The sequence below is a fragment of the Vibrio sp. Y51_MX_L26 genome (assembly GCF_024181935.1).
GTDB classification, from domain to species: Bacteria; Pseudomonadota; Gammaproteobacteria; order Enterobacterales; family Vibrionaceae; genus Vibrio; species Vibrio diabolicus.
Genome location: NZ_JAMZAS010000015.1, coordinates 47157 through 63199, shown reverse-complemented (window position 1 = coordinate 63199; position 16043 = coordinate 47157). Strand labels below are relative to the sequence as shown.

The window sequence follows — 16043 nt, the reverse complement described above, 5'->3', positions numbered from 1 at the left end:
CAGAATCGTCAGACTTCTTATTGATGGGAGTATATATTAACGCAACTAAATGCATTTTAAGATGGATGATATATCTGCTATGACTAATCAGAATATTTCAAAAGAAGAACTTCAAGAACTAGAATACGAAAGACTAGAGCTACTGAACGACTTTAAAGAGCAGTTGGCAGTGTTCTGTGATTACCTAAAGGTTGACTTAGACCAGCAAGCAACCTTGAAATCACTAGACACCGCAACAGCACTCACGCTTTCCTCTCCACCCTCTATTCCTACACGAAAGAAAATATTAAACAGCTCAGCTCAAGGCTATTTAAGATTAAAATTGGTTGAGAAAGTCAAATCAACCGCTTCAGACATTGTTAAGGCGCTGGCCAACAAAATTGCAGACTCTTCCCAAAAACTGCCATGCAACGACATTGCACTTAAAGGTTCCGCCGATTCCATCGCCTCTAAGCTGACTCAACGCTACTTGTTTGGTCATGTACGCTTTTACGACATTGAACCAATTCCAGAAGTCCCAACATTGAGGAACAAAGACTTAAGCGCTTTATGTGAACGTCACCTTCTCGATCGAGTAAAGGAGCATTATACGTCTCAGTACCACCGCTACAGATTATGGGACGGAAGAGTCATTGCTCTATTTTCTAGCTACCTGTTTGATGTTAAAAGTGAAGCGCATAATTTCTTTCATTCTAAGAACTTAATTCATCTCCTGAATGCCGATCCTGAGCCAATCAACAAAGAATGGTTTAAAGAAGAATGCATCGAGTGTTGGGAAGCGCTTTATGAAGATGGTCCAAGTTATTCGTATACCGAACTTGCCTATCCTGATGAGAGTGGTGTCATTTTTGAAGAATACGTACCACTAGACATGGTAAGTGAAGATGTATGGGATTCGCTTTATGAGCGCTATAAAAACAAACTGAAAGAACATGTAGAGTTCGCCCAATAACTCTTGTGTCTTACCTCTCATCAAACTAAGAAAATAACCGTCAATAATAGGAACAAAGAGAAAATGACCGCGACAATTTCAGTCAGTAAAAGTGCGATATTTGAGCTAATCATGGCTGGTTTAGAGGCTTATGCGATAAAGCACGAGGGCAGCAAATCAGTCTCCATAGAGACAGCGGCCCACCTGTGGGGATATGCGAATAAAGCCCACCCATTTAAATGTACGATAAATCATGTTTCTGTTGAAACATCAGCTAAAAGAAAACGCTCTTCAGTTGAATGGAACCCACTCTCTCTTTCAATAAAAAAAGATATCGCTAAAGTTTTCGGCGAGGATTATCAATACATTGGAACGGCTCATTCTCATCCGTACTTACGCGAAGAGGTCGTTGACGCAGCAACGATTAGAAGCAATAAACTGTACGAGCTATCTTCTTCGGATCACTGGTGTGAGCTTGCGCGTCCTGAAATACAAGTTGCAGGAAGATCATACAGTGTAGCAATGATATTAACGGTTCACTCTATGCTAAAAGCCAACAATCGAATGGATGGGATTTATGGTCAAGCACCGCTTATTGAATTTTCACTAGGAAATATCAAATGCTGGTTATATGGTCGAGTATTTGAGCACAAACTTAAGTCATCTTTAACGGACGAAGAACAACGCAGCTTTGAGCGCTATCAGCTGGATATTAACGATTTCTCAGACGATGAAACTCTCGCAGTGCCTGTAGAAACCATCTTAGAAAGCGACATCGCTCTTGATGTATTATGTGAAAGTTTTGGTCGGCTGAAATTTGAAGGGAATAACTCAACATATCACTCGGCTGACGATGCTGAGGGCAGATGGTAAAGAAACGAAGCAGAAGTCTCGTGAAATAACTACCTCTAGCCACCTATCAAAACTAATTCGCCCCGACTTCTGTTCTTCAAAATACTTGAAATCAGGTATTAGGAAGGAGCAATGACCTTCCTAATACTTAAGCACTGCGCATAATGGGGCTATATCATTAATTTCAGGCCTCTCACTTGAAGGATCGAGTTCGGTGCGATTCCTACCATTATGTTTAGCTTGATAAAGAGCATCATCGGCACGTTTAAGAGTCGCGCTAATCGGCTCATCTTCTGCTGACCAATGAGACACTCCAAGGCGTGACTAGCCAACAAACGTTAAACAATCAGAAATAGCCTTACAGATTTGCTCAGCAACAATCTGTGATTAATGCTCGATGTAACATTTTAAACACTTTAGTGATGCGCCACTAGATTGATATGAGATGTAATGATAATTTACTTATATAAGTATGGCCTTACTCATGGAGAGTGAACAGATAATACTGTGGTCAGTATGAAAAGAAATATAAAATCCCCCACTAAGTTCGTTTTTACTTACTTTGTGTTTGCATCGCTATGGGTTTGGTTCTCAGATAAAGCAGTAGAACTCCTATCGAGCAATCCACAAGTCTATACCTTGGTTCAATCACTGAAGGGAATGTTATTTATAGTGGTCACATCTTTATTGCTGTGGGGACTGGTAAAAAAGAACAATCGAGAACTTGAACAAGCAAATGACATTGACTCTGTAACAGGTTTACACAGCCCTTTGGTATTTTTTCGCTACCTAGAACAAAAAATCCAAAGTGCAAAAGAAGATGAACACTACGTTCTTTTTCTTCTTGATATTGATAACTTTAAACCCATAGCCGATCGCCTCGGTTTTACGAAAAGTAGTCAGTTTATAAAGGATATCGCACAATCTATTGACTCTCATACGGTCTTTCCTATTCTCTCATCACGAATACACTCTGATGGGTTTGCTTGTTTGGTACGAATGCATGATGAAAACCAAATAGCTCTGCACTTAGCTCGCGTTCAAAAGCAGTTTAATCAACATGCAAAAAATCATGAAATTAATGTGACATGCTCTATTGGTGTGGCCTTCTACCCGTATGATGGAGAGAGTGTCAAGCAACTCATGTCGTCGGCAAAATATGCTCTAGCTCAGGCAAAAAAAACAAAAAATACTATCCGATACCACGACAAACAACTCGCTGAAGAAGATTTCCAAAAACAACGCATGATTATAGAGTTGCGTCATGCGATTCAAGAAGAGCAAATACAGATAGTCTTTCAACCAAAATATCGCCTAAAAGACAAGAGAATGATGGGAGTTGAAGTGCTATCTCGCTGGACTCACTCTCAATACGGAGATATACCGCCATCAGTATTTGTCTCGCTGGCAGAAGAAAATAATCTTAGTAGCGCTTTAACGAAGCTAGTAATCAAGCAAGCATCAAAGCAACTTAAAGAAGCTCAGCTCCTAGGCCGTGTCATCCAAAGCGTATCTGTAAATATTTCAGCGACTGAGCTAAATAGCACTGAGGGTATTCATCAAATTGAGTATCAGCTAAATCAAGACACTGAACTTTCAAAATACCTATGCCTTGAAATCACAGAGACAGCCACACTTAAGAATATAGAAAAATGTGCAAGCCTAGTAAAAAAAATGAAAAGGTCTGGTGTAGCGTTCTCTATCGATGACTTTGGGGTCGGTTATACCTCATTTGGAATTTTCAATAGACTAGACGTCGATGAAATCAAGATAGATCGTAGCTTCATCAAAGATATTGCGGTTGATTATCGTTCAAGAGCGATCACTTCAGGCATTATCGACATTGCAAAAGGGTTCGGAATTCAAGTCGTTGCGGAAGGAGTAGAAACCGATCACCAGTTACGAATTCTTGAAGAGTTAGACTGTGAACAAGCCCAAGGTTTCTATCTAAGCCACCCAATACCTGTTGAGGAATTAAAAGAGAAATTAAATATAACTTCGTAAGACAATAAAGTTGATTTCATTGCAGTGTCTAGCAGGCCCAAAAACTGAAGGAGTGTTGTTTTTATAAACACAGCAATCCCATTTATAGAAAGTAAATGTTTTTATCGTAGGCAGAGGCTAGGAAAATGAAGCTCTGAAAGCATATATGGCAAGTTAGAAAGAAAATACGCCAGCATGGTATCACTGGCGTTTACTATGATGTTGCTACCGATGTATTGCTGAGAACAATATGTACAGCAAAGCTCAACACGCCCTAGAAACCCACCGTCATGTGTAAGCTGTAAAACAGGCCACGTCCTATCAACTCAGACGCTAAGATCAACACCAGCGCTACGGTTAAGTTAACTGGGTTGACACTCGACTTATTGATCATCGGTAACACCCAAATGAGTAGACCAGCCAGCAGAAGAGCCACTTGCACACTCAAATAACCGCCAAGTCCATCCACCAGTTCAGAAGCTTTAATAATTGAACTTTGTACTTCACTCACAAGGTTCATTTTGCCCACCGTCACGACCAAGCTAATCGCAACCGCAACAACAGCCAACATCACAATGTTTCGATCCACAGTGAAGCGGCTATCCTTGGCAGATACGATCACCAGCTGCGAGAGCAACAAACCACCGACCACCATTGTCATCACAAAGCTTAGCGGTGTGTAAATGTTAAACCAGGTTGGAACGGTATTGATCATGTACACATTCACCATGGAATACATAAAGATACAACCCAGAACCATCGCACCAATTATTAAGATTTTTTGAACTGCTGCACCGCCTTTATTCAGTACTGATAGCAACCACTGTAGCCCACCAACAGCGAAGAACGCAGCGCCGAAGAACACTTCATTTGACAGCCACGCTGAACCTAGCTGGCTAAATGAGTTAAATGCGCGGAGCGGAGAACCTAAATGGGTGATCGAGAACAGAAAGCCCAATCCCATGATCGCCCACAGAGCAAACATCGGCACTTTGTAGCTGTTGATTTTTGCTTCATCAAAACCCATGGCCAACGCACGCGCGCTAACGAGTAAGTAACCACCGACGGCCGTTTGCGCCAGCACCGTAAAGAAGATTAAAGAATACTCATGGAAAATCATCTTAAACCTCCTTAGGGTTTGCTAAGTAGCCAGTTGTATCGCCCGCTGGCTTAGCATTCTTGTTCAACTTAATCACAATATTGGGCAAAGTCAGGTGTGAAGAAGGTAGTGGTGCAACATCAGCGGTTGTACCGTATTTCTCACGTAATACCTGGATTTCCCCAAATTCCAACGCACGCAGCGGACAAGATTCAACACACATCGGTTGCTTACCATCAGCCACGCGCTCGTAGCACCCATCGCACTTAGTCATATGACCTTTCTCTTTGCTAAACTGAGGCGCGCCATACGGACACGCGTTGCTACAGTGCTGACAGCCAATACAAACCTCTTCGTTTACCACCACCAAACCATCTTCTTGGCGTTTGTGCATCGCGCCTGACGGACACACTTTCACGCAAGCTGGATTTGAGCAGTGATTACACGCGATGGACAAATAGTAAGAGAACACATCATTTTGAATCCACGTATCTCCATCTTGGACAAAGCCGCCGCCAGCGTATTCATACACACGACGATAATTACGCTTCACGTCCAAGTCCCGATAGTCTTTACAAGCAAGCTGGCAAGTTTTACAACCTGTGCATTTACTTGAATCTATGTAAAAGCCGTATTGTTTCATCTTTACCTACCTTATGCTTTGTTCGCCAATTTGATATCAACCAGATTGGAGTGTTGCGGATTACCCTTAGCGAGTGGACTTGGTCGCTGAGTCGTTAACACGTTAATCGAGCCAGCATGATCGACTTTTTGTCCATCGGGTGCATACCAAGCGCCTTCACCTAGCGCGACTACGTGAGGCAAGATACGTGGTGTCACTTTGGCGGGAATCCATACTTCGCCGCGATCATTAAAAATACTCACCATGTCGCCATTTTTGATGCCACGGGCCTCGGCATCGATCGGATTAATCCATACTTCCTGACGTGCCGCCGCTTTAAGCAATGCCACATTGCCATAAGTAGAGTGGCAGCGAGCTTTAAAGTGGAATCCCGTCAGCTGCAGTGGGTACTTGGCTGTTAATGGGTCATTGTGTCCCTCAAACGAATCCACATAGATAGGTAGTGGATGAATCACTTCATCTTCTTTTAGCGTCCACTCTTTGGCAATGTTCGCTAGTGTTTCAGAGTAAATTTCAATCTTGCCACTTGGGGTTGAAAGCGGATTGGCTTCAGGATCATTACGAAAATCTTGATAAGCGATGTAATCACGCTGATATTGACGCTTATAAATGCCCAACTCTTTCATCTCTTCAAAGGTTGGTAGAGATGGGTCTTGCTTGCGGGTTTCCGCATACAAATGCTCAACCCACTCTTGCTGTGTCCGCCCTTCAGTAAACTCTTTCTCTACTCCCATCCGTTTGGCGATTTCAGAGCACATTTCGTAGATACTTTTTGCTTCGAACTGAGGCTCAATCGCTTTCTGGGCGTAGATGAAATAAGGCGCATTCGATGCTTTGCCGTCCATTGCCCAGTCATCTTGTTCAGAAGTGGTTAAATCCGGCAGGATAATATCGGCGTACTTAGCAGAAGAAGTCATGTGATTGTCGATCACTACAATCATTTCACACGCTTTGTCGTCTTGTAAGATTTCATGAGTTTTGTTGATCTCGGCATGCTGGTTAACCAAGCAGTTACCCGCGTAGTTCCAAATCATCTTGATCGGATTCGCTAAGCGCTCTGCACCTCTCACACCATCGGTTTTGTCTGTCATTTCATGGTGGCGATAAATTGCATCCGTCCACAAGAACATCGAGATAGAGGTTTTTACTGGATTAGGAACCGTTGGGAAACGCACAAACGGAATATTGATATCACTCTCACGAGCACCAGTTGAACCACCAGATACACCTACCGAGCCAGTCAGTAGAGACAGCATAGCAATAGCGCGCGATGCCAATTCACCGTTCGCCGTGCGTTGCAAACCCCAGCCTTGGTGAATGGCACATGGTTTGTTTGCGCCCATTTCTCGGCCCAGCTTAATAATGGTGTCGACAGGAATCCCTGTGATCTTTGAAGCCCATTGCGGCGTTTTTTCTACCCCATCGTCACCCAAGCCTAAGATGTATGACTTGTAGTCGCTGTTTTTTGTTGCGGACGCTGGCAGGGTTTTCTCATCGTAGCCGATGCAATATTTATCGAGGAAAGCCTGATCGACATAGTTCTCCGTGATAAGCACATGCGCTAAGCCTGCTACTAATGCCGCATCAGTAGAAGGACGGATTGGGATCCATTGGTCTTCACGCCCGCCTGCGGTATCGGTGTAACGAGGGTCAATAATAATGGTTCTAACGTTGGACTTATTTTTACTCTCGACATAGTGATGGATCAAACCACCACCAGACATCCGAGTCTCAGCAGGGTTATTACCAAACTGGATATTAAGCTTTGCGTTGGCCAAATCAGAAAACGAGTTGTTCATTGCCCAGCCGCCGTAGGTATGACTGAGGCCTTCCGCAATTTGCGCTGTGGAGTAATCGCCGTAGTGATTTAAATAGCCACCGCATAAATTCATTAAACGAGCAATCAATGTGGATGCTGGTGGCCATGACTTAGTCACTGTCCCGCCAAGCGTGCCCGTACCGTAGTTCAAATAAATTGCGTCGTTGCCGTAGTCTTTGATTAGCCGTTGCATCGTCTTGGCAACTTCATCGTAAGCTTCTTCCCAACTGATGCGCTTAAATTTACCTTCACCACGCTTACCTACCCGTTTCATTGGGTACTTCAATCGGTCTGGGTTATATACCCGGCGGCGCATAGAACGGCCACGTAAGCATGCTCTTACTTGAGGACTGTCACCAAATACGTCTCCACCGGTATTATCGGTTTCAACATATTTGATCTCACCATTTTGTACATGCATGCGAAGCGGGCAGCGTGAACCACAGTTTACTGTGCATGCACTCCAAACAACTTTCTCGTCACTTGTTACTGATTCTACCGCGCGTGCAGGGCTAGACTTAAATGGTAAGCTAATACCACTGGCTAACGCCGCTGCACTACCTATCGCAGAACTCGCTTTAATGAATCCGCGACGAGTCAGATTCATCAAGTCAGATTGCTGTTTATTCTTCGTCATAATTGGATGCCTTAACATTGCTTGCACATACCACCTTAGGGTTAAATTCGTGCTATTAAAATGATGAGAGCACCCACTATTGATATAAATCAAAGTGAATATTAATTTAATTTTAAATTGTCAATTTTGTGATTAAACTTGGCGTGAACATGAAAGAATAGAAACACACATTGTTAATCTAATTTATTGAAATGAAAATGATTATCCATACGCTAAAGATATTAGGCACACTGTTCTATTACAAGCGAAGCAAGTCAGAATCGGTTGAGTTGGTACGTTCTTTAGTGACAGAAAATGTTCTTCAAACAGAAACATTGAATTCGCTCACTTCTTTAACGGAAGAACAACTCGAACATGATTTCAGCGTGGTATTCGAAGGAATGGGTACTATGCCAGTCCCACCTTGGGGATCGGTATATTTAGACAAAGAACAGGTATTGTTCGGCGACTCAAACACGCAATATCGATTATTTTTACAGCAGAACGGTATCGAATTAGATTCAGGCCAACGCGAGCCAGAAGATCAATTTGGTTTAATGCTGTTAGCCTGCGCATACTTTCTTGAACAAGACCAAACACAAACAGCATATGAGCTACTCGGAGAGCATTTAATGCCTTGGGGCTCAAGCTATCTTGAGCAGCTCAGATACAAAGCGCCAAATCTGTTTTATCAGCGGTTGGCAGAAGACGTCTCGAAATGGCTAAACGCATTGATTCAACAACAACAGATTGAAGTAGTGAAAAGGAAGATCTATTTGAATGAGTGAATCTATCGATACTAATCGACGAGGCTTTCTGAGCCGTTTCAGCCAACCAGTAAAACGGACTCAGCAAGCCGAAATAACACCGCGCCTCGTAGCACGCCCGCCTCATGCGGTGGATGAGGCATTGTTTGTGCGTCTTTGCGACGGCTGTGGTGAATGCCTCAAAGTTTGCCCAAACAGTGTCATAGAGCTTGATGCTCAACTGGCGCAGCTCAATCTCGATTACAACCAATGCAGTTTATGTAGCGAGTGTGTCAAAGCCTGCCCTAGCGACGCGCTGCATGCTTCCGTAACACTAGACATCAACTTGCGTCCAGACTTTACGCAAAGCTGCGACAATTACCTTCAGACGGAATGCCAGCAATGTGCCTCCGCTTGTCCACAGCATGCCATCTCCGTTCAAGATGATGAACTACCACACATAAACAACGAACTCTGCAATGGTTGCGGGCAATGTCGTATTAGTTGTTATTCAAACGCGATTTTAATGAAGCTGTATAACAAACCCTATAGATAACGTGCGTTAAGTGACTTCCCTTAACTTCACGTCCCCTAACGAAAAGGCTTTGATGTGATGGACGTACTTCACTTCTAGTATAGTTGAACAAGCTAATGACCTATAGCTTCGTAACACCTGAAAGAGTTCTTGTTTTCTCGGCTTTGCGTAAGCGCTTCAGCCAAAGACTCTAACTTAAGAGGTTTTGTTATCACAAGATTTGCCCCGGCCCTGATATAACCCGCAGCTGTCTCATCGGTTACATCAGCAGTGCAACCAAGAATTATCCCCTTAAAGAGGTGCTCATTTCGTATGATGTGCGTGGCTTCTATACCTCCCATTTTAGGCATCTGATGATCCATTAAAATCACGTTGAAAGATGTTTGCTGCACCTTTTTTATCGCCTCAACACCATTAGAGGCGATAAAAACGGTAAAACCTAGTTTTTGGCACATACGCTTAGCAACGAGTTGATTCACTCGGTTATCCTCAACAATCAGCACACGCTCCCCCTCAAAATCGGCTAGTAACAGGGATTTTTTTTGTAAGTTGCTTTGCGTTCCTACGGGAGTTGTAACTGTCGCAGTAAAGCAACTCCCGATACCTAACTTACTAGTAACTGTTACGTCACCCCCCATTGCCAAGCATAATTTTTTTACTATCGATAGACCTAACCCTGTGCCTCCGAAGTCATGCATTGTTCTTATCTCAGCTTGCTCAAAAGCATTAAAGATACTCTCTAAACGTTTGCTTGGAATGCCTATCCCTGTGTCAGAAACTTGGAAGATGAGCTCTTCTTTTTTAACGTCATACTTTACTACAGCTTTAACCATACCATCCGAAGTGAACTTGATTGCATTCCCCACTAAGTTAAAAATAATTTGACGAATACGAACAATATCTCCTTTCAGAACTAAGTTCTTGGGAAGCTGTTGAGTGTCAAAAGTGAGCTGAACACCTTTATCATGAGCTTGTGGATTGAACGCATTTATTACAGGTATTACTAATTGACGAGCATCAAAGTCTTCTTTAACAAGGTCTAGTTTTCCTTGTTCTAACTTCGAGAAGTCTAGAATTTCATTAATAATCACCATAAGGTGCTCACCAGACTCTAGTAGCGTGCTTAAGTGCTCCTGAATCTTGGGGTCTTTGTTATCTGATATGAGCAGCTGAGTCATTCCTATAACACCATTCATTGGAGTACGAATTTCATGACTCATGGCTGCCAAAAACATGGATTTAGCATGGTTAGCCTCTTCGGCTTTTTTTACAGCAGCTTGCAGAGCTAGTTTGGTATTTTTGAGTTCAGTTATGTAGTGACTAAGATATAAAACAATGACTGAAAACATTAAAACAGTGGAAAGTATTAATGAATAAACCGCCGCTTCACTCGTTAGAAAAATATTATTCATTAAACGTTCATGAGCTTGTTCGGCGGCTTCGTCCATGGACTCTGAAAAAACAAGTCGCTCTAATTTATTTAGAGGTGGCGTTGTTTTTGTCTTTTGCTTAACTTCAATTATATTCTCAAGTAAAGCTAACTGCTCATTTGCTGTTTTGGCGTAAGCTTCAACTATGTGAGAAAGTGAATCTCCTAGCCAAAAAAACTGGGGGAATCTAGTAGTAATATCATTGGATGCTTCGGATAGCCCCTTTAACTCACTAGTTAATTCTTCTATCTTATTCAATAACTTACGTGATTTATCGTTATCTTTTCGGTCTAATAAATAAACATAATTTCTGATATGAATAATACTTGATGAGTGCGCAACATGAGAACTCTCTACCGCTTCTAGAAGGTTGTTTTGAGTCTTAAAAGAGAAAAAAGCAATTAAGGTGATACCTAATCCAATGCCAATAAAAAACTCAAGTATATTCATACTTTGTGAATTTCTATCATTCACTAGACTCCTCCAGATGGAACTCATGGATCACAGGTATGACACTTTCTTTTTCAACGTAATAGAAAAAAGAAGCTGCTATCACCAACAAAGTGGCTAGTATTCCCCACGCGAGCATTTTTAACTTAGACAACGATCAGTCTCCTCAGCCATCCTCACACTTATACAACCAGTCTAGTAAATAACGGCCCCTTGCGCTAATTTTGTTACTTCACGCAACCATCTGAAAAGTTGTCATAAAGCCCCCATATTCTCGTTCTGGCATGGTTCAGAGGAACTGTGGTGCGACGCGTAAAATGAGTAACTGATATATTGGCTACTACGGCAGCAACTTGAAAAAAACGACTTGGCTTTGGATGTGTGAATAGAACCATTGACGAGCACTTTGTTCCGCTCTAGGAGTAACTTCATAATGCACAACAGTGTCCGGCTTTTGCAGGATGTATAAACCCTTTAATAAATTACTCCTTACGAAGAAATACCGTATATTTCAATTTTGATAAAATCATTCGCATTTAGGTTACTATCAACGACTAGGTCTAGAAAAGTAAGCAGTACCACCACACCGCTTTCAAGCTCAAATTGAATGTTATGCCGATACATTCCCCCCTGAAGACAATTTCTCATATGCCCTCCTGTTAGGTGAATACACCAGCAAAGGTGCATCGCGGCCTAGTCGTACTCACCTATAGGTCTGTAAGGTCAAACATAAGCTGCGAAACTTTAGTTCAGTGCATATCTTCTTTACTCGTGCTTTTCTCGTAGTACATATTCTCGTCGGCTTTGGTTATCGCTGATTCTAGGGAAAAGTTTACTCCTTCAATAATATACTTACCTATTGACGTCCCTATCTGCACCTTACCTTTACTGGTATCTATTGGAGCTGCGAGTGCATTTTCAATTCTCGACATTACCTCTTCTGTGTAGTGTTCCGCCTCTGTATTGCTATTCCCAACGCCTCTCAGAAATACGACAAACTCATCTCCGCCATATCTTGCGACTAGGTCGGAACTCCTCAGGCTGCTTTTCATACGCTCACTGACCTCACGTAATATGTGATCGCCTACAGCATGACCATGATCATCATTAATTTTTTTGAAATCATTCAGGTCAATAAATAACAAAGTGGAAAACCGGCTCTCACTGACTCTCGTTTTTAGATCTTGTTGCATACATTCTATCAACCCACGTCTGTTAAGAAGCTTGGTTAATTCATCTATTCGGGCCTGCTGGTACGCCTTATTTTCAAGTTCTTTTTGTTTTGTTATATCAGTAGAAATACCTAAAATGGCAATGACTTCGTTAGGAAACTCGGGATGACAAATAGGTGACTTCACCTCAAGATAAACCCGTTGATTGCCACTAGTATCATTAATAACAATCTCTTCCTTTGTTGTTTCACCTTTGAGGACCTTAGCATCGATATGCTTTATGAGTTCAACCGTATCTTCTGGCAAAAAGTTCGAGTCTGTTATTTCGCCCAACCTTTCCTTATCAATGTTCATTAACCTTAGGCTTAGGTTGTTAGCATAGATATATCTGGATCGTGTATCTTTAATGAATACGTATGTCTCAAGATGATCAAGAGACTTAGTAAGATCATCAAGGCGAATCCCCAATCTTCCTAATTGAAGGTGCATTATGGCCTCCGACATGCAGCAAAAAAGTCAGCGTATATAATTATGAATTTTACATTTATAGATGTGCTATATCACCTATTTATAATGTTGACTTTATTAATACTAAAGAGTCATTAAATATACAACTTATGATGACACGAAAGAGCCACATGTTACGCGTTTCGGTGATTGCGATCGCTCATTACCCTGAACAAGCCTAGGATACTTTCAGGACTAGTTATGCGATACACCTGAATTTAGTACGTTGGTAAACCTAAATCTTAAGCTCGTGAGTTTAAGAATTAAAAGAGATGATAGCTGATGTTATCAATGAGCAGGATAAAGGGGGCACATGCCATAAATATCAGTTATTTACGCATTCTCTGTATCGTCTTCCATCCATTAATCCCACATAGTCAAAGAGCCTCGATTGAATTTCGCTCAGATAAAGAGTCTCCCCAAACTAGTAAGAATAATCTCTAAGAATTGTACAAATGCTTAGGCAAACTTCATCGACTCTAGAGGAATGACATTGCTTGTATCTAACGCTTGCAATTTTTCTCCCCATGCTTGTAGTACCACTAATTGCTCTTCAAGGTAGTCGTGATGGTTATATACCCGCAACATACCTGGTAGCTGGTGACCAACCGTCTTTTCAATCGCCACGATATCCAGCCCCATTTCGCTACAACGGCTGATAAAGGTGCGGCGTAGATCGTGTGGCGAAAAGCGCTCAAAATCTTCCGGTAAATTACGCTTGATTAGCGCACGTACTGCTGCGGGTTCTTGAAGTTTGTCATCCATAAGCTGAGGCCAAACAAGTTTCCATTTGCTTGGTACATTCTCACGCTGCTCTTTAAGAAGTTCCAGTAGGTAATCACTTAATGGTACTTTTCGGCTCTCTTGGCTCTTGGTGTGACGTTCTTTTGAACTGGCTGGCAACAACCATACCTTCTCTTGGAAATCTACCTCACTCCAACGCATTTCAAGCACAGCACTAATACGTTGCCCACACCCGAGCAAAAACTGCATTAGGCGGACGTTTGAGGGCTCTGTACGCCAAGAAGGCAAGCTTGTTAGCAATGTTTTCAATTCTGAAAAGCTCAAATTGCGTTTTGTGACCTTAGAACCACCACCGACATCCTTGGATTTCAAATGTGGTGCAGGGTGTGCACCAATCATATTCAAAGCTAGTGCATGGTTGATCACCTGATTGATAATTTTATGGCATGCACTAATCGCACCCGCTTTTCGCTGTCCATTCCCATCAACCTTTGCATCAAATACTTTATTAAGATCATTAATTCTCAACTCTTCTAGTTTGATTTGACCAAGAAATGGTTTGATATCCCGGTTATAGGTTGCCCTCGCTTGTTCTCCTCGTAGCTGCTTGGACAAACGCTTCTCGTCAAAACTGGCAAAAGCATCATCAAAAGTTTTTGCTTCCTCTTGCTCGCGCTGTTCACGTGCCAGTTCCTGCTTCGGATTTTTATTGTTCTCCAACCAGCTACGGTAACGCCCTGCTTCTGTTCGAGCCTGTTCAAGCGTCATCCCTGTTTCCGGTTTTAACTTAACATACCGCCCCATGGTAATTTTTTCGTGTTTGTTACCAGCCTGGAAGCGAAAGATCCAAGTCATCGTGCCCGTTGGTCGAACGCGAATATTCAATCCTTCTATTTTCTTATCTGGAATTAAATATTCCTTGTTTTGTGGCTTCAATGCTTTCAGTGTGGCGTTCGTACTAATTTTATCGACTGGCTTGATCATGACTGAAAAACCTCTGTATTTCTGGGTACGGCTCTGGGTACGGCGTGGGGTACGGGAAAAGACGAGTTTTCATTGTACGGCTAAAGACCCCCTTGGACAATGATCAATTAAAAACCAAATAAAAACAATAAATTAAAATTCAAACCTGGACTTTGGAAGACATTACAAGATTCAGAGTTCGATTTACCCACCATATGGAAGCGGGCGTGCTATTGGAACGCAAAGCGTAACCCACGGCGTCAAATACAAAAAAAGCGAGCTCAATGGCTCGCTTTTTTGTATTTGATTCGTTTTGCTTATTCCGCAGAAGTCTTCTTGCTGACAAACCCTAGCTTCTTACCAATCCATGCGAGTAAGATCATTGAAACCATGATCGCAAAGAAGTTTGAGCCTGCTTCTGGGTATTGCGCTTTAATAAACGCAGAGTGACCAAACGCACCTACGAAGAAACACGCCAAGCCAACTAATGGGATATCTTCTGATACCGGATTATTTAGGTACTCTTGGTAAAGAGCTTGTACAGCCAGTACGAGTGCAATCAATGGGAAGATTGAAAAAGACACTTCACTCATGGTCAACCATGACAACAAAGCATCACCACACATACCTGCAACCAGTGCCAAAATCAGCGTTTTCTTTTCAGATTTATTTCCATTCGACATTATTCTATCCCGCCTTTTAATCGGTTACGTTCACGTTCTTTGCGATACCAATAGGCCCCTTTGGCTATCATTCGCAATTGCATGATCAATCGCTCGGCGAGTTCATCGCGCTCACGTCGATCTAAATCTAAAGCTTCAGCCCCCGAACTGAAAACCAAAGTCACAGACGCTTCTGCTTGAGTATACGCCTCTTCTCTGGTCACGCCGGTGCTCATTAAATACTCGGTTAATTCTGCCGCAAAATGCTGGATTTCTCGAGCAACAGCGGTACGAAATTCAGCAGAAGTGCCGGAGCGCTCACGCAACAACAAACGAAAGACGTTCGGACTACTTTCAATGAATTCCATAAAGGTTTCGACCGAGGTACGAATTACGCTACCTTCTTTCACAATACGTTGACGCGCTTGACGCATCAGTTGACGTAGTAGCAAACCGCCTTCATCAACCATGGTTAAGCCTAGCTCATCCATATCTTTGAAGTGACGGTAAAAAGAAGTCGGTGCAATCCCTGCCTCTCGGGCGACTTCTCGCAAGCTAAGGCTGGAAAAGCTGCGATCCGCACTTAATTGACTAAATGCCGCATCGATCAATGATCGACGTGTCTTCTCTTTTTGCTGTGCGCGGATTCCCATCGATTTCATTCTTAACTTGCTCTTTTTCTGTAGGGTACAAGAGCCTCAATATAACGCAATTTGCTCCTACGGAGAAAGATATGTTGCTTCGCTCGCTCTGAGCGCCGAGAACGTTACTATTGGCATGCATCTAATTGCAATGTTCTCGATGCAATTTATAGACATACAACATACCAAATCATCCTTTTGGTCGATTCTGCGTGATCACTTCCACTCTCTAACAGGCATGACGTGTACC

The 16043-nt window shown here is 42.5% G+C and carries 14 protein-coding genes and 1 pseudogene; 5 read left to right on the top strand and 10 right to left on the bottom strand.

Going from position 1 to position 16043, the window contains the following annotated elements; translation table 11 throughout:
* Positions 1-70: 70 nt before the first annotated feature.
* Together NL645_RS21275 and NL645_RS21270 are read left to right on the top strand one after the other, a co-directional pair.
* A complete protein-coding gene (locus NL645_RS21275; protein ID WP_309248907.1) occupies positions 71-952 on the top strand; it encodes a hypothetical protein in 882 nt (293 codons plus the stop codon).
* A 63-nt stretch (positions 953-1015) separates the two neighbouring features.
* The gene (locus NL645_RS21270) at positions 1016-1804 is read left to right on the top strand and encodes a hypothetical protein (protein WP_253652352.1); all 789 of its coding nucleotides are present in this window, start codon (positions 1016-1018) and stop codon (positions 1802-1804) included.
* A gap of 120 nt (positions 1805-1924) precedes the next feature.
* Here NL645_RS21270 and NL645_RS21265 read toward each other — a convergent pair.
* Positions 1925-2101 (bottom strand): annotated as a pseudogene (locus NL645_RS21265) (diguanylate cyclase); the annotation flags it as partial.
* Between the two features lie 198 nt (positions 2102-2299).
* Here NL645_RS21265 and NL645_RS21260 point away from each other — a divergent pair.
* Positions 2300-3787 (top strand): bifunctional diguanylate cyclase/phosphodiesterase, encoded by a 1488-nt coding sequence (locus NL645_RS21260; RefSeq protein ID WP_253652351.1) that lies wholly within the window; start codon positions 2300-2302, stop codon positions 3785-3787.
* A gap of 253 nt (positions 3788-4040) precedes the next feature.
* On the opposite strand, the gene NL645_RS21255 is transcribed toward NL645_RS21260, so the two are convergent.
* The 3 genes from NL645_RS21255 to NL645_RS21245 are packed head-to-tail and all read right to left on the bottom strand — an operon-like array spanning position 4041 to position 7964.
* The gene (locus NL645_RS21255; protein ID WP_253652350.1) at positions 4041-4886 is read right to left on the bottom strand and encodes a DmsC/YnfH family molybdoenzyme membrane anchor subunit; all 846 of its coding nucleotides are present in this window, start codon (positions 4884-4886) and stop codon (positions 4041-4043) included.
* A 1-nt stretch (position 4887) separates the two neighbouring features.
* Positions 4888-5508 carry a DMSO/selenate family reductase complex B subunit gene (locus tag NL645_RS21250; protein ID WP_253652349.1) on the bottom strand — a complete coding sequence of 207 codons (621 nt, stop codon included), beginning with the start codon at positions 5506-5508 and terminating at the stop codon, positions 4888-4890.
* A gap of 11 nt (positions 5509-5519) precedes the next feature.
* Positions 5520-7964, bottom strand: coding sequence for a DmsA/YnfE/YnfF family dimethyl sulfoxide reductase (locus NL645_RS21245; protein ID WP_253652348.1), 2445 nt, complete (start codon positions 7962-7964; stop codon positions 5520-5522).
* A gap of 197 nt (positions 7965-8161) precedes the next feature.
* Between NL645_RS21245 and NL645_RS21240 the strand changes: the two genes are divergently transcribed.
* Both NL645_RS21240 and napF read left to right on the top strand, forming a co-directional pair.
* Positions 8162-8731 (top strand): molecular chaperone TorD family protein, encoded by a 570-nt coding sequence (locus NL645_RS21240; protein ID WP_253652347.1) that lies wholly within the window; start codon positions 8162-8164, stop codon positions 8729-8731.
* On the top strand, positions 8724-9245 hold the full coding sequence (napF, locus tag NL645_RS21235) for a ferredoxin-type protein NapF (protein ID WP_253652346.1): 522 nt from the start codon (positions 8724-8726) through the stop codon (positions 9243-9245). Before NL645_RS21240 ends, napF begins: the two co-directional genes overlap by 8 nt.
* Before the next feature lie 92 nt (positions 9246-9337).
* Here the strand turns inward: napF and NL645_RS21230 are convergent, their stop codons facing one another.
* The 6 genes from NL645_RS21230 to fabR form a co-directional block, all read right to left on the bottom strand.
* Positions 9338-11128 carry an ATP-binding protein gene (locus NL645_RS21230; RefSeq protein WP_253652345.1) on the bottom strand — a complete coding sequence of 597 codons (1791 nt, stop codon included), beginning with the start codon at positions 11126-11128 and terminating at the stop codon, positions 9338-9340.
* A 465-nt stretch (positions 11129-11593) separates the two neighbouring features.
* Positions 11594-11752, bottom strand: coding sequence for a hypothetical protein (locus NL645_RS21225; RefSeq protein WP_253652344.1), 159 nt, complete (start codon positions 11750-11752; stop codon positions 11594-11596).
* 101 nt (positions 11753-11853) lie between these two features.
* Positions 11854-12765, bottom strand: a complete 912-nt coding sequence (locus NL645_RS21220; protein WP_253652343.1) for a GGDEF domain-containing protein — start codon at positions 12763-12765, stop codon at positions 11854-11856.
* Between the two features lie 477 nt (positions 12766-13242).
* Positions 13243-14511: a site-specific integrase gene (locus tag NL645_RS21215; RefSeq protein WP_253652342.1), complete on the bottom strand. Its 1269-nt coding sequence runs from the start codon at positions 14509-14511 to the stop codon at positions 13243-13245.
* A gap of 296 nt (positions 14512-14807) precedes the next feature.
* Positions 14808-15173: a YijD family membrane protein gene (locus NL645_RS21210; RefSeq protein WP_005378634.1), complete on the bottom strand. Its 366-nt coding sequence runs from the start codon at positions 15171-15173 to the stop codon at positions 14808-14810.
* Positions 15173-15814 carry an HTH-type transcriptional repressor FabR gene (gene fabR / locus NL645_RS21205; protein ID WP_005378632.1) on the bottom strand — a complete coding sequence of 214 codons (642 nt, stop codon included), beginning with the start codon at positions 15812-15814 and terminating at the stop codon, positions 15173-15175. The genes NL645_RS21210 and fabR overlap by 1 nt, the downstream gene beginning before the upstream one ends.
* Positions 15815-16043 lie beyond the last annotated feature (229 nt).